The organism is Streptomyces sp. NPDC042638 (assembly GCF_040647235.1).
Taxonomy (GTDB): Bacteria; Actinomycetota; Actinomycetes; order Streptomycetales; family Streptomycetaceae; genus Streptomyces; species Streptomyces rameus.
The window spans coordinates 107,630-121,850 of sequence record NZ_JBEZBT010000004.1; the positions used below are offsets into that span (position 1 = coordinate 107,630).

General features: G+C 71.9%; 12 protein-coding genes. 1 reads left to right on the forward strand and 11 read right to left on the reverse strand.

The annotated features are described in order from the left end of the window. Positions 1–1,062 precede the first annotated feature (1,062 nt). The 11 genes from htpX to AB0B40_RS05170 all read right to left on the reverse strand — a co-directional run bounded on the left by htpX (position 1,063) and on the right by AB0B40_RS05170 (position 12,561). The gene (gene htpX, locus AB0B40_RS05120) at positions 1,063–1,920 is read right to left on the reverse strand and encodes a zinc metalloprotease HtpX (protein WP_345060526.1); all 858 of its coding nucleotides are present in this window, start codon (positions 1,918–1,920) and stop codon (positions 1,063–1,065) included. 206 nt (positions 1,921–2,126) lie between these two features. After that, positions 2,127–3,644, reverse strand: coding sequence for an NADH-quinone oxidoreductase subunit N (locus AB0B40_RS05125; RefSeq protein ID WP_362262926.1), 1,518 nt, complete (start codon positions 3,642–3,644; stop codon positions 2,127–2,129). Continuing rightward, positions 3,641–5,215, reverse strand: coding sequence for an NADH-quinone oxidoreductase subunit M (locus AB0B40_RS05130; RefSeq protein WP_345060530.1), 1,575 nt, complete (start codon positions 5,213–5,215; stop codon positions 3,641–3,643). Before AB0B40_RS05130 ends, AB0B40_RS05125 begins: the two co-directional genes overlap by 4 nt. A gap of 6 nt (positions 5,216–5,221) precedes the next feature. Continuing rightward, positions 5,222–7,216, reverse strand: a complete 1,995-nt coding sequence (locus AB0B40_RS05135) for an NADH-quinone oxidoreductase subunit L (RefSeq protein ID WP_345060532.1) — start codon at positions 7,214–7,216, stop codon at positions 5,222–5,224. Continuing rightward, a complete protein-coding gene (gene nuoK / locus AB0B40_RS05140) occupies positions 7,213–7,587 on the reverse strand; it encodes an NADH-quinone oxidoreductase subunit NuoK (protein WP_345060534.1) in 375 nt (124 codons plus the stop codon). Before nuoK ends, AB0B40_RS05135 begins: the two co-directional genes overlap by 4 nt. Continuing rightward, positions 7,587–8,225, reverse strand: a complete 639-nt coding sequence (locus tag AB0B40_RS05145; protein ID WP_345060536.1) for an NADH-quinone oxidoreductase subunit J — start codon at positions 8,223–8,225, stop codon at positions 7,587–7,589. Before AB0B40_RS05145 ends, nuoK begins: the two co-directional genes overlap by 1 nt. Beyond that, positions 8,222–8,782: an NADH-quinone oxidoreductase subunit I gene (locus tag AB0B40_RS05150; protein WP_345060538.1), complete on the reverse strand. Its 561-nt coding sequence runs from the start codon at positions 8,780–8,782 to the stop codon at positions 8,222–8,224. The genes AB0B40_RS05145 and AB0B40_RS05150 overlap by 4 nt, the downstream gene beginning before the upstream one ends. Before the next feature lie 2 nt (positions 8,783–8,784). Next, a complete protein-coding gene (locus AB0B40_RS05155; RefSeq protein WP_345060539.1) occupies positions 8,785–9,753 on the reverse strand; it encodes a complex I subunit 1 family protein in 969 nt (322 codons plus the stop codon). Then, on the reverse strand, positions 9,750–11,552 hold the full coding sequence (locus AB0B40_RS05160) for an NADH-quinone oxidoreductase subunit C (RefSeq protein ID WP_362262932.1): 1,803 nt from the start codon (positions 11,550–11,552) through the stop codon (positions 9,750–9,752). The genes AB0B40_RS05155 and AB0B40_RS05160 overlap by 4 nt, the downstream gene beginning before the upstream one ends. Then, positions 11,549–12,151, reverse strand: a complete 603-nt coding sequence (locus AB0B40_RS05165; protein ID WP_345057558.1) for an NADH-quinone oxidoreductase subunit B family protein — start codon at positions 12,149–12,151, stop codon at positions 11,549–11,551. The genes AB0B40_RS05160 and AB0B40_RS05165 overlap by 4 nt, the downstream gene beginning before the upstream one ends. Next, positions 12,142–12,561, reverse strand: a complete 420-nt coding sequence (locus tag AB0B40_RS05170) for an NADH-quinone oxidoreductase subunit A (RefSeq protein ID WP_345057556.1) — start codon at positions 12,559–12,561, stop codon at positions 12,142–12,144. Before AB0B40_RS05170 ends, AB0B40_RS05165 begins: the two co-directional genes overlap by 10 nt. 221 nt (positions 12,562–12,782) lie before the next feature. Between AB0B40_RS05170 and AB0B40_RS05175 the strand changes: the two genes are divergently transcribed. After that, on the forward strand, positions 12,783–13,991 hold the full coding sequence (locus AB0B40_RS05175; protein WP_362262936.1) for a sensor domain-containing protein: 1,209 nt from the start codon (positions 12,783–12,785) through the stop codon (positions 13,989–13,991). Positions 13,992–14,221: the final 230 nt, after the last annotated feature.

Below are 14,221 nucleotides of genomic sequence, written 5' to 3' on the forward strand. Positions count from 1 at the left end.
TACCGCCCTGAGTGTTCCCCCTACCACCTTGCGTGCCGCCCTGGGTGTTACCGGTCCCGCCACCCTGGGTACCGCCCTGGGTGTTACCGGTCCCGCCACCCTGCGTACCGCCTTGAGTGTTCCCCCTGCCACCTTGCGTGCCGCCCTGGGTGTTGCCGGTCCCGCCACCCTGGGTACCGCCCTGGGTGTTACCAGTCCCGCCACCCTGCGTACCGCCCTGAGTGTTCCCCCTACCACCCTGCGTACCGCCCTGAGTGTTCCCCCTACCACCCTGCGTACCGCCCTGGGTGTTCCCCCTGCCCTGCTTCTTGCACTTGTTGCCCTTGCACGGCTTCTCCGGCACGGAATGCTTGGCCTGCGACACCCCTGACTTGACATGCGTCTGGACGCTGGGAGCTGCGGCCGGCGCCGCTGAGGCGGGAACGCCCAGTGCAGCAACCCCTCCCGCCATTACCGCCGACACTATCGTGGTCGCTATTTTCTGCTTGCGAGTGTGCCTCACGGACCTGTTCCTTTCCTGCATGTCAAGCACCGTTGGCTCGACGTCTGGGGATGGGCGCGCGCGCTCAGTGTCGACCTGTCGTGGAGTTGCCGATCACTCGTGGAAATACGTCCGGAAATCTGGCGGCCCAGCGTTTTAACGCACGAATTTCTCAGGCGTCCCACACCTGAAGGCAGCGCCTCGACTCGGCTCCGCGGCTGGGCAACACAATCTCTCAGGGAGTTGTCGGCTCAGCCGACCTTCAACCCGGGATTCTCATGTCCATCGATCCGAGCTGGAAAACAACTCGCTCGAAGCGACTCCAGTCCCGATCCTCGTCTCACGTATCGAGTGAGTCAACTCGGGACGAAAGCGAAGGTATTGTTCGCCCGACACGCTTGTCACCAGTACTAGTGACAAGAGGAGAGCCGAAACGGCCTCATTCCCCGTTGATCACGGACTGGCGGCTCGTTACAGCGGCGAGAGGTGCGCTGGTCGACGCATGAACTGGGGGCAGGCCTGTGGCCAGAATTGACCACAGGCCTGCGAGCCACGCTTCAGGACGTCACACCGATGGCGGTCTAGCGGCCTGCCAGCTTCTCGAGCCGGGCAATGCGCTCCGCCATCGGCGGGTGCGTGGAGAACATCTTGGAAAGACCCTGGCCCGGGCGGAAGGGGTTGGCGATCATCATGTGGCTCGCCGTCTCGATCCGGGGCTCTGGGGGCAGCGGGAGCTGCTTGGTGCCCGTCTCCAGCTTGCGCAGGGCGCTGGCGAGGGCGAGCGGGTCACCGGTGAGCTGGGCGCCGGAGGCGTCCGCCTCGTACTCCCGGGAGCGGCTGATGGCCAGCTGGATCAGGGTGGCGGCGAGCGGGCCCAGGAGCATGATCAGCAGCATGCCGAACAGGCCGGGGCCCTCGTCGTCGTCCGAGCGGCCCACCGGGATCAGCCAGGCGAAGTTCACCAGAAACATGATCACCGAGGCGAGTGCTCCGGCGACCGAGGAGATGAGGATGTCCCGGTTGTAGACGTGGCTCAGCTCGTGGCCGATGACCCCGCGCAGCTCGCGCTCGTCCAGCAGACGCAGGATGCCCTCGGTGCAGCACACAGCCGCGTTGCGCGGGTTGCGGCCCGTGGCGAAGGCGTTCGGGGCCTCCGTCGGTGAGATGTACAGCCGGGGCATGGGCTGGCGGGCCTGCGTGGACAGCTCTCGCACCATCCGGTACAGCGCGGGGGCCTCGAACTCACTGACCGGGCGGGCACGCATCGCGCGGAGCGCCAGCTTGTCGCTGTTCCAGTACGCGTACGCGTTCGTGCCCAGCGCCACCAGGACCGCGACGATCAGCCCGGTGCGGCCGAAGAAGCCGCCGATGACGATGATGAGTGCGGACAGGCCCCCGAGGAGTACTGCGGTCCTGAGCCCGTTGTGCCGGCGGTGCACGGTACGCCCTCCAAGTCGTGCAGCTGGAGCTGGGGAACACTCTGATCCAGTGGACCCTCCCGCTGGGGACAACGCCAGGCGGCGGTCACGAGTTCCCTGGTGCGTACGGCGGCGCGCATCGGCCGCGTGGGTGACGTGCTGATCCGTCCGTCCCGCGCGCGTGACGGACGTGACGGAACGGGTCCCCCACGCGCGCGGGACGGCTCCTAGAACAGTCCGGTGCCGGCGAAGCGGAGGACCAGCTGAGGTGCTCCGGACAGGGCGACACCGAGGACTCCGGTGAGGGCGATGGCGGCCGTGAGGGGGGCTGGGACGCGGTGCCGTGCGGGCTCGCCCTCGGGAGCGCGGAACAGCAGGGCCGTCCACTGCAGGTAGTAGAAGAGGGCGATGACGACGTTGACGGCCATGACGACGGCGAGCCAGCCGAGGCCGGCGTCGACGGCCGCCGAGAACACCGTGACCTTGGCGAACAGGCCGATGACGCCCGGCGGCAGCCCGGCCAGGCACAACAGGAAGAAGGCCAGCAGGAGCGCGGTGACCGGGTTGGTGGCGTACAGGCCCCGGTAGTCGCTGATCCGGTTGAGTGTCCGGCCGCGGCCCACCAGAGCGGCCACGGCGAAGGCGCCGAGGTTCACGGCGGCGTACATCAGGGCGTACGCGACCGTGGAGCCGATCGCCTTCTCGGGGTCCTTGCTGTATCCGGCGGCGGCGATCGGCACCAGCAGGTAGCCGGCCTGTCCGACGGAGGACCAGGCGAGCAGTCGTACGGCGCTGTACGCGCGCGTGGCCTGCTGTCGCAGGGCGGCGACGTTGCCGACGGTCATGGTGAGGGCGGCGAGGGCGGCGAGCGCGGGCCCCCACACGTCGGCGTACGACGGGAACGCGACGACGGTGACGAGGATCAGGCCGGAGAAGCCGACGGCCTTGCCGACGACGGACAGGTAGGCGGCGACGGGCAGGGGCGCGCCCACGTAGGTGTCGGGCACCCAGAAGTGGAAGGGCACCGCGGCCGTCTTGAAGGCGAAGCCGACGAGGGTGAGGACGACGCCGGTCTGGGCGAGGGTGTGCAGTTGTCCGTCGACGTGGGGCAGGCGCTGGGCGACCTGGGTCAGGTAGAGGGTGCCGGTGCTGGCGTAGACGAAGCTGATGCCCATCAGGCTGACCGCGGTGGCGGTGACCGAGGACAGGAAGAACTTCAGGGCGGCTTCGGAGGACCGTGCGTCGCCGTGCCGGATGCCGACGAGGGCGAAGGCGGGCAGGGAGGCGACCTCCAGGGCCACGATCAGGGTGGCCAGGTCACGGGATGCGGGCAGCAGGGCGGCGCCGGCCGCGGAGGACAGCAGCAGGAACCAGAACTCGCCGGCCGGGACGCGCCGCCGGTCGTCGTCCAGGTTCGTGACGGACAGCAGGGCCGCGAGGAGGGCGCCGCCGAGGACCAGGAACTGGATGACGAGGGTGAAGTGGTCGGCGGTGTAGCTGCACGCGCGCGCGGGGCCGGTGAGGCAGAAGGTGCTGCGGTCACCGTCCAGCAGGGGCAGGAGCGTCAGGGCCGCCGCGGCGAGTCCGGCGACCGAGACCCAGCCGAGTACGGCCTTGCGGTTCTCCGGCACGAACAGGTCGGCGACGAGGACGGCGAGCGCCACGACGGCTGCGATGGTGGGCGGGGCGATCGCGAGCCAGTCGACGGACTGGACCAGCGACTCGGCAAGCGGCTGGGCGCTCATCGGGTGCCTCCTGCGAGGAGCTGCTGCACGGCCGGGTCGGTCAGGCCGAGCAGGGCCTTCGGCCACAGTCCGGCGAGGACGGTGAGGGTGACGAGCGGGGTCCAGGCGGCGAACTCGTACCCCTGGACGTCGGCGAGCTTCGGGACCTCCCGCTCCGCTCCGCCCATGCAGACGCGGCGGACCACGATCAGCATGTACGCGGCCGTCAGCAGGGTGCCGAACGCGCCGATCGCCATGAAGGTGAGGAAGGCCGGCCTGCTGAGGTCCGCGGCGGGCTTGAACGCGCCGAACAGCGCGAGCATCTCGCCCCAGAATCCGGCGAGTCCGGGCAGGCCGAGGGAGGCGACGGCACCGAAGGCGAGCAGGCCGCCCAGGCGCGGGGCCCTGCCGTACAGCGCGGCACCCGTCTCTTGCGTGAGGGTGTCGAGGTCGGTGGTGCCGGTGCGGTCCTTGAGCGCGCCGACCAGGAAGAACAGCAGGCCGGTGATGAGGCCGTGGGCGATGTTGGCGAACAGGGCACCGTTGACGCCGGTCGGGGTCATGGTGGCGATGCCCAGCAGGACGAAGCCCATGTGGCCGACGGAGGAGTAGGCGATCAACCGCTTGAGGTCGCCCTTGACGCCCCGCTTGGCGAGCGCCAGGCAGGCCAGCGATCCGTAGATGATGCCGACGACGGCGAACGCGGCGAGGTACGGCGCGAAGGTGTGGAAGCCGTGCGGCGCGACCGGCAGCAGGATGCGGACGAAACCGTACGTGCCCATCTTCAGCAGAACACCGGCCAGCATGACGGAGCCGACGGTCGGCGCCGCGGTGTGGGCGTCGGGGAGCCAGCTGTGCAGCGGCCACATCGGCGTCTTGACCGCGAGCCCGATCCCGATCGCCAGAACGGCGATGACCTGCACGGACGCGGTGAGTGACCGGCCGTTGTCAGTGGCGAGTGCCACCATGTCGAACGTGCCCGCCTTGATTCCGATCAGGAGCAGGCCGAGCAGCATGACCACGGAGCCGAGCAGCGTGAAGAGGATGAACTTCCAGGCGGCGCGGGTCCGGCCCTCGCCGCCCCAGCGGGCGATGAGGAAGTACATCGGGATGAGCACCGTCTCGAACGCGAGGAAGAACAGCAGCAGGTCGAGGACGGCGAAGGTGGCGAGGGTGCCGGACTCGAGCAGGAGCAGCAGGGCGACGAACGCCTTCGGGGACGGGCCCGACGGCGGCTTGAAGTAGGAGTAGAGCGCGCAGAGGAAGGTCAGCAGCGCGGTCAGGACCAGAAGGGGGAGGGAGATGCCGTCGACGCCGAGGTGGATCCGCACGTCGAGTGCGGGGATCCAGCTGATGTCGGTCGTGGCCTGCATCTTCGACGGGTGGTCGTGGTCGAAGCCGAGCGCGAGGGCGATCGCGGCGATGAGGATCACGCCGGTGACGGTCACCCCGTGCCGCAGCACGGCCTGCCCGGGTGACTTCCCCTTCAGTCCTGGCGGGGCCGGGAGGAGGGCGGCGACGGCGCCGAGGAGCGGGCCGACGACGAGGAATGCCAGAAGGAACTGCATCACGGACTCGTTGATATCGATCACGCCTGCTCACGCTCCCGTGGCGACGAGGAGGACGGCGACCGCCAGGACGACGGTGCCGGCGAGCAGCGCGCTCACATAGGTCTGCACATTGCCGGTCTGTGCGCGCCGTACGGCGGCCCCGAGCAGCCGGGGCAGGGCGGCGGCGCCGCGCACGTAGGTGTCGACGACCTCGCGGTCGAGGAACCGGACGAGACTCGCTGCCGCCTGGACCGGGCGGACGAACAGCGTCGCGTACAGGGCGTCCAGGTGGAAGCCGGCGGCCGCGGGCCGGTGCAGCGGGCCGAGCAGCAGCCGCCCGGGATCCGCCGGGTCGGGGGCGTAGGCGATGTCGCCGTAGGCCGGTCGGTGGGTGGCGATGGCCTCGGCCTCGACGAGTCCGGCGTCGCCCTCGGGGTGGGCGGCGACGGCACCCAGCGGGGTGCGGGCGGCGAGCGCGGTGGTGCGCTGCCAGGCGCCGTAGGTGAGCAGCCCGCCGACGAGGGCGAGGCCCGTGCCGAGAACCGAGGTGAGCAGGGTCGGGGTCAGGTCGCCGCCGTCGAACCAGCCGGGCAGCGAGCGGTAGGCGAGCCCGCCGAAGGCGAGGGAGGGGATCGCCAGCACCCAGAGCACCACGGTCATCGTCAGTGGCTGGCGGCCGTGGTCGGGGGCCTCGGCGCCCCGGCCGCGGAAGGCCAGCAGCCACAGCCGGGCGGCGTACGCGGCGGTCAGCAGGGCGGTGAGCAGGCCGGCGACGAGGACGATCCAGCCGGCGGCGCCGGGGGCGTGCTCGGTGTGGCCGGCGGTCACGTGCTCGGCGGCGCCGAGGACGGACTCCTTGGAGAAGAAGCCGCTGAAGGGAGGGATCGCGGCGAGCGCGAGCAGCGCCACGGTCATCGTCCAGTAGGCGTCCGGGATGCGGTCGCGCAGGCCGTGCATGCGGGACATGGCGGCCAGCGAGTTGGTGCCGGCGGCGTGGATGATCACGCCGGCCGCGAGGAACAGCAGGGCCTTGAAGGCGCCGTGCGAGAGGAGGTGGAAGACGGCGGCACCGCGGTCGCCGACGGCGAGGGCGCCGGTCATGTACCCGAGCTGGCCGATCGTGGAGTAGGCAAGGACGCGCTTGATGTCGTCCTGGGCTAGGGCGGCGAGACCGGAGCCGGCCATCGTGACGGCGGCCATGACGGCGAGCACCACCATCGCGGCCCGGGAGGCCTCGAAGAGCGGGAGGAGACGGGCGACGAAGTAGACACCGGCGGCGACCATCGTCGCGGCGTGGATCAGCGCCGAGACGGGCGTCGGGCCCGCCATCGCGTCCGGGAGCCAGGTGTGCAGCGGGAACTGCGCCGACTTGCCCGCGACGCCCGCGAGAAGCAGCAGCGCGATCAGCGTGGGGTGGCTGATGCCGCCCGAGGCGACGGCATCGAGGACGCGGGTGATGCGGAACGACCCGGCGTCGGTGGCCAGGGCGAACAGCCCGATGAGGAACGGTACGTCGCCGAGCTTGGTGACGAGGAAGGCCTTCAGTGAGGCGGCGCGGGCCTCGGGGGTCTCCCAGTAGTGGCCGACCAGGAAGTAGGAGCAGATGCCCATGACTTCCCAGCCGACCAGCAGCACGATCAGGTCGCCGGAGTAGACGACCAGGAGCATGGCGGAGGTGAACAGGGAGACGAGAGCGGCGTACGAGGGGTAGCGCGGGTCGTCGCGCAGGTAACCGGTGGAGTAGATCTGCACGCAGGTCGCGACGAACGCCACCAGGACGGCGACGAGCGCGGCGAAGCCGTCGATGTGCAGGGCCAGCTCGATGGGGACGGACCCGGTGGGCGTCAGCTCGGTGTGCGCGTCGACGGCGGCCTCGCCGCCCTGGTGTACGGCGACCAGCGCGGCCAGCACGAGCGAGGCCAGCGGCGGCAGCACGGCGAGCGGGCGGACGAACCCGGGTGCGGTGCGGCCGAGCAGCAGGCCGGCCGCGGCGCCCAGGAACGGCAGGAGGGGGACGAGGACGGCGAGGTGGGTCGTGGTCACGCGGAGGCCTCAGCCTTCTCGGCCGCGGAGGTGCCGGGGCCCTCGGGCTCGGGGCCCTCGGCGGTGTCGCGGAGCTTGTCGATGTCGGAGGTGCCGCGGTTGCGGTAGACGGCGAGCACGATCGCCAGGCCGATGCCGATCTCGGCGGCGGCGATGGCGATGGTGAACAGGGTCAGCGCCTGGCCGGAGTGCAGGGTCTCCTCGGCGGTCCGGCTGAGCCAGACGTCGAAGGCGACCAGGTTGAGGTTGACGGCGTTGAGCATCAGCTCGACCGACATCAGGACCAGGATCGCGTTGCGGCGGGCCAGGACGCCGTACAGGCCGGTGCAGAAGAGGAGGGCGGAGAGGACGGCGGGGTAGGCGAGGTGCATCAGCGGGTGCCTTCCTTCTCGCCGGGGAGGACGTCGACGGCGGCAGCGGCGCCGGAGCCCGTGTCCTCCTTGGCCTTGCGGGACAGGACGATCGCACCGACCAGTGCCGCGAGGAGCAGTACGGACAGGGCCTCGAACGGCAGCACCCAGTGCCGGAACAGGCTCGCGCCGGTGACCCGGGTGGTGCCGGCGGCCGGGCCGTCCAGGTCGATCCAGGTCGTGCGGAAGGCGTCCACGACCACCCAGACCAGGGCGACGGCGGCGGTGACCGCGACGGCCAGGCCGGCCCAGCGGTTGCCGGAGTCGGCGTCCGGGGAGCGGCCGATGGGCGCCTTGGTGAGCATCAGACCGAACAGGAGGAGGACGACGACGGAGCCGACGTAGATCAGGACCTGCACCCAGGCGATGAACTCGGCCGTGAGCAGCAGGTACTCCACGGCGAGGCCGCCGAGGGCGACCACCAGCCACAGGGCGGCGTGCACCAGCTGCCGGGTGGTGACGGTGATCAGGGCGGCGCCGAGGGTGGCCAGGCCGACGAGCAGGAAGGCGATCTCGACGCCGGTCGGGGACAGGAAGCCGTGCTGTGCCTGGGCGAGGTTCGCGGTGGCGGCGAGGTTCACGGTGGCGGCGGGGGTCACGACTCTCCCTCCTGCCGTTCCTCGGGTTCCGCCTGGGCGGCGGCCAGCTTCTCGGCGGTCTTGCGGGCCGCCGCGATCTCCTTGGGCTCCTCCGCACCGGGGTCCAGCGCGGGCGGGGCCGGCACGGTCCACATCCACTCGCGGAGCTTGTCCCGCTCGTGGGTGAGGTCACGGATGTCGGTCTCGGCGTACTCGAACTCGGGCGACCAGAACAGCGCGTCGAAGGGACAGACCTCGATGCAGATACCGCAGTACATGCACAGGGAGAAGTCGATCGCGAACCGGTCGAGGACGTTGCGGCTGCGCTCCCGGCCGCCGGGGGCGGCGGGCGGGACGGTCTCCTTGTGGGAGTCGATGTAGATGCACCAGTCCGGGCATTCGCGGGCGCACAGCATGCAGACCGTGCAGTTCTCCTCGAACAGTCCGATCACCCCGCGGGTGCGGGGCGGCAGCTCGGGAAGCGCGTCCGGGTACTGCTCGGTGACCGTCTTCTTCGTCATCGTGCGCAGGGTGACGGCCAGGCCCTTGGCAAGGCCGGAGCCGGGGATGGGGGCCATGGTTAGCCGATCACCACCTTGACGACGCCGGTGAGGGCGATCTGGGCGAGGGAGAGGGGGACGAGGAGGGTCCAGGAGAGTTTCTGGAGCTGGTCCTCGCGCAGCCGCGGATAGGTCACGCGGAGCCAGATGACCACGAAGGCGAGGATCGCGGTCTTCAGCAGGGTCCAGAGCCAGCCGAGGCCGTCGGCGCCCCACGGGCCGTGCCAGCCGCCCAGGAAGAGGACGGTGGTCAGGCCGCACAGGACGACGATGCCGGCGTACTCGGCGAGCAGGAAGAGGGCGAAGCGCAGGCCCGTGTACTCGGTGTAGGCGCCGAAGATGATCTCCGAGTCGGCGACCGGCATGTCGAACGGCGGGCGTTGCAGCTCGGCGAGGCCGGCGACGAAGAAGACGACCGCGCCGACGATCTGCCAGGGCACCCACCACCAGTGGAAGGCGTGCAGGATGCCGGGCAGGGAGACCGTGCCGGCCGCCATGGCGACGGAGGCCGCCGTCAGCAGCATGGGAAGTTCGTAGGCGAGCAGCTGCGCGGCCGTGCGCAGGCCACCGAGCAGGGAGAACTTGTTGGCGCTGGCCCAGCCGGCCATCAGCGAGCCGAGCACGCCGACGCCCATCACCGCGAGCACGAAGAACACACCGGCGTCCAGCACCTGGCCGACGGCACCCTCGCTCGGACCGATCGGGACGGCCAGCAGCACGAGGAGATACGGCAGCAGGGCCACGGCCGGGGCGAGCTGGAAGACACGGCGGTCGGCGCCCGCCGGGACCACGTCCTCCTTCTGCGCGAACTTCACGCCGTCGGCGATGAGCTGGGCCCAGCCGTGGAAGCCGCCCGCGTACATCGGGCCGAGGCGGCCCTGCATGTGGGCCATCACCTTGTGCTCGGTCTGGCCGACGATCAGCGGGAAGGTGAGGAAGACGACGAAGACGACCAGGAGTCGCAGAGCGACGTCGAGTACGCCGTTCACTGCGGGCCTCCTGTGGAGTCGGGGTGGTCGGGAAGGTCGGGGTGCTGACCGGGGGCGCCGGACTGGCCGGGGGCGCCGGGGCCTCCGGGCCGGTCGGACGCTCTGGGGCGTTGGGGGCGCTCGGGGGCCTCGGGGTGCTCGGGGTCGTCGGAGCCCTCGAGGCGCGGCTCGGGAGCGGGCGCCTGGCCGGTCTCGGGCGCCTGTTCCGGATCGGGCTCCGGCTCCGACTCGGGCGCGTGCTCCGACCCCGGGGCCTGCTCGGGCTCGGGCGCGTGCTCGGGCTCGGGGGCCTGCTCGGGCTCGGGGGCCTGCTCGGGCTCGGGGGCCTGCTCGGGCTCGGGCGCGTGCTCCGACTCCGGGGCTTGCTCGGGCTCCGGGGCCTGCTCGGGCCCGGGGGTCTGCTCGGGCCCGGGGGTCTGCTCGGGCCCGGGCGCATGCTGCGACTCCGGGGCCTGCTCCGACTCGGGCGCCTGTTCAGGCTCTGGGGCCTGCTCGGGTGTCTGCTCCGGGTCGGAGGTCTTGCGCGGCTGCGGCTCCGGGGCCCGCTCCGGTTCCTCGAAGGCCGGGCGGGCGTGGTGCCAGGGCGCGTCCGAACTGCGCGGGGCCGTGCTCCGGCGGCCGGGGCGGGCAGGGCCGTCCGACTCCGCCGGTGCCGCCGTCGCCGCCGTCCCCGCCGTTTCCTCGGGTGCCGTGGGGGCAGCCGGTTCCGTCGCTCCCGGCGGGGCCGGTTCCTGGGCCTCGGTGCGCTGGGAGGCCGAGCCCTGCGAGGCGCTGCGGGCGCGGCGCGGGCGGGCGGCCGTGGGCGCCGGGGAGGGCTCGTGGGCCACCGATGCCTCGGCGGCCGGGCCTTCCACCGGTGCTGCCGTCGCGGCCTGGGCGGTGTCGCCCTCGGCCGCGGCCCGCTTGCGTGTCGCCGCGTCCTCTTCCCGTGCCGCCGTCTGGCTCGCCGAGCCCTCGCTCGCGCTGCGCGTACGGCGTGGCCGCACGGGCACACCGGCAGCGGATCCGGCACCCGCACTCGCCCCTGCAGCGGCGTCGGCAGCCGGCTGCGCAACCGCCGCTCCGGACGCGCCCGCGGCAGCGGCCTCGCCGGCCGGCGCGGTCTGCCCGGCCGAGCCCTCCGCGGCCGAACGGGTCCGCCGTACCGGGCGGTCGCCGGCCGCGCGCGCGGGACGGTCGCCCGCCGCTCGTCCCGCCGCCGCCCGGGCGGGGCGGGCCGGGGCCGGGGGCAGCTGGCCCTTGAGGGGACCCCACTCGTTCGGGTCGGGGACACCCGGGGGCAGCATCTGGCGCCGCTTCGGCCCGCCGTGCTCGGACTCGCCGGGTTCCTTCGCGCCGGGCCACGCCTTGGCGACGCGGGCGGCGAGGACGAAGTCCTTGCGGAGCGGATGGCCCTCGAAGTTCTCGGGGAGCAGCAGGTGCTCCAGCCCCGGGTGGCCCTCGAAGACGACGCCGAACATCTCGTGCGTCTCGCGCTCGTGCCAGGCGGCACCCGCGTAGACGCCGACGGCGGAGGGCAGGGCGGGGGCCTCGTGCGGGACCGTCGTACGGACGAGAAGGCGGCGGACGGGGTTCAGGGCGACGACGTGGGCGCAGACGCGGAAGCCCGTGCCCGGTTCGTCGACCGCGCTCAGCCAGTCGAAGAACGTGCAGGACAGCGTCGTACGGGCCGTCTCCAGGGCGGTGAGCCAGGCGGACGGCGGTACGTCCACGGTCAGGAGGTCGTACGACTCCTCGGCCGTGGCGTCCGTGCCGAAGAGTTCCTCGGCGGGGGCGGGCAGCCAGCCGGCCGTGTTCATCGGGGCTCCCCCTCGGCGGCCGGCGGCGGGGGTGTCACCAGGCCGCTCTGCAGCGCGGCGGCCGACGGGCGGGCCGGCTCGGTGCCGTACCGCTCCCCCAGCGACTCGCGGGCGATCTTCTCCTGGAGCTTGAGGATGCCCTGGAGCAGCGCCTCGGGGCGCGGCGGGCAGCCGGGGACGTAGACGTCCACCGGGATGATCTGGTCGACGCCCTTGGTGACGGAGTAGGAGTCCCAGTAGGGTCCGCCGCAGTTGGAGCAGGCGCCGAAGGAGATGACGTACTTGGGCTCGGGCATCTGCTCGTACAGACGCTTCACAGCCGGGGCCATCTTGTCCGTGACCGTGCCCGACACCACCATCAGGTCGGCCTGGCGGGGCCCGGGCGCGAAGGGGATGACGCCGAGCCGGATGAAGTCGTGCCGGGCCATCGACGCGGCGATGAACTCGATCGCGCAGCAGGCGAGGCCGAAGTTGAACACCCAGAGCGAGTAGCGGCGGCCCCAGTTCAGGACCACCTTCATCGGCTCGGGCGCCAGGCGGGCGAGGGTTCCGAGCCGCCTGGGTTCCGGGAGGCGGACGGGGTCCGGGTTCACGTCCATGCCAGGACGCCCTTCTTGTATGCGTACAGCAGGCCCACGGCGAGGAAGCCGAGGAAGATGAACATCTCCACCAGGGTCGTCGCGCCGTAGCCGGGGGCGGCGAAGACCGTCGCCCAGGGGAACAGGAAGATCGAGTCGACCGCGAAGATCACGTAGAGGAAGGCGTAGACGTAGTAGCGGACCTGGGTGTGGGCCCAGCCCTCGCCGACGGGGTCGACACCGCACTCGTAGGTCAGGAGTTTCTCCGGTGTCGGGACGACCGGGCGCAGCAGGCGGCCGGCCCCGAAGGCGACCGCGACGAAGAGCACGCCGACGAGGGCGAGCAGTCCGACCACCGAGTAGGACCGGAAGTAGCCGGCCGCGACGACGTGCGCCGCGGCGGCCGTCGAGTCCCCCACAGTCTCCCGCACCGTCCGTCCCTCGCTCCCTGACCTCGTGGCCTTAGTGAACTCTGTGATGCAACGTGATTCGAGGATCTGTACGCACGGGAGTCTAGGCCCTGATAAAGGGCGGGTAAGCAGCCCGTCACACCCTGAGACGGCCGGCGCCGGTGGGGTGGGGTTTTCCCCCGGCGGCGGAGGGCGGCGTACCGCATGGCGTGAACGGTGCCGCGCACGGCAGGCTGATCAGCATGACCGCTCCCAGCCCCGCCGTCGGCCCGACCGTCGGCTCCGACGGACGCGACAGACACGACGGACTTCATCGTCTGCCTCCGCCTCGTCCGGCCTATGACGCGCACACCTGGAAGGAGATCGCGTATCTCCTGCTGAACCTGCCGGTGGCGCTGTTCGGGTTCACGTACGCGATCACCGTGCTGGCGGTCGGCGGCGCCCTCACGATCACCGTGATCGGGCTCCCGCTGCTCGCGCTCGGTCTGCTGGGCGCCCGGCAGCTGGGGAAGCTGGAGCGGGTCCGGGCCCGGAAGCTGCTCGGGGTCCGGGTGGAGGAGCCGACGCCGCTGCCGCTCGCCAGGGGCGGGGGCCCGGTGCAGCGGCTGTGGATGGCGCTGAAGGATCCGGTGGGCTGGCGCACCCTGCTGTACGACATGATCCGGCTGCCCTGGGGGATTCTCACCTTCTGCACCGTGCTGACCTCGCTGTTCGTGCTGTGGCCGGTACTGCCGTATCTGGCGCGGGGCATGGCCAACCTGGACCGGGCGATGGTGCGGGGGCTGCTGTCACCCTCGGACGAGCTGGAACGCCGTATCGCCGAGCTGGAGACCGACCGCGGGATCGTGGTCGACACGGCCGCCGCCGACCTGCGCCGTATCGAGCGGGACCTGCACGACGGCGCGCAGGCCCGGCTGGTCAATCTGGCCATGGGGCTCGGCCTGGCCAAGGAGAAGCTGTTGGAGGACCCCGACACCGCGGCTTCGATGGTGGAGGAGGCGCACGGCGAGGTGAAGCTGGCCCTCCAGGAGCTGCGCGACCTCGCCCGGGGCATCCATCCCGCCGTGCTCACCGACCGCGGTCTGGACGCGGCCCTGTCCTCGGTCGCCTCGCGCTGCACGGTGCCGGTGGCGGTGGCCGTGGACCTGCCTGCCCGGCCGGCGGCGGCCATCGAGGGCATCGCCTACTTCACCGTCTCCGAGCTGCTGCAGAACATCAGCAAGCACAGCGGGGCCCGGACCGCCTCGGTGGAGGTGTGGCGTGCGGACGAGCGGCTGCTCATCCAGGTCCGGGACGACGGCCGGGGCGGCGCGCGGCTGGACGACGGCAGCGGCATGCGGGGCCTGGCGGAGCGGCTGGGCGCGGTGGACGGCCTGTTCGTGGTCGACTCCCCGGCCGGCGGGCCGACGGTGGTCACCGCGGAACTGCCGTGGCGAAACCGGCAGGAGTAACCCGCACGCGCAACGCACCACGGCGGGAACAGCCCGCACGCGCCAAGGCCCCACAGGCAGGAGCAACCCCGCAGACGCCGAGGCCCCCACGGCAGGAGCAACCCCGCAGACGCCAAGGCCCCCACGGCAGGAGCAACCCCGCAGACGCCGAGGCCCCCACGGCAGGGGTGGCCCGCACGCAGCAAGGCCCCCACGCGCGCGGGCGGACACGTCACCGCCCGCCCCCATCG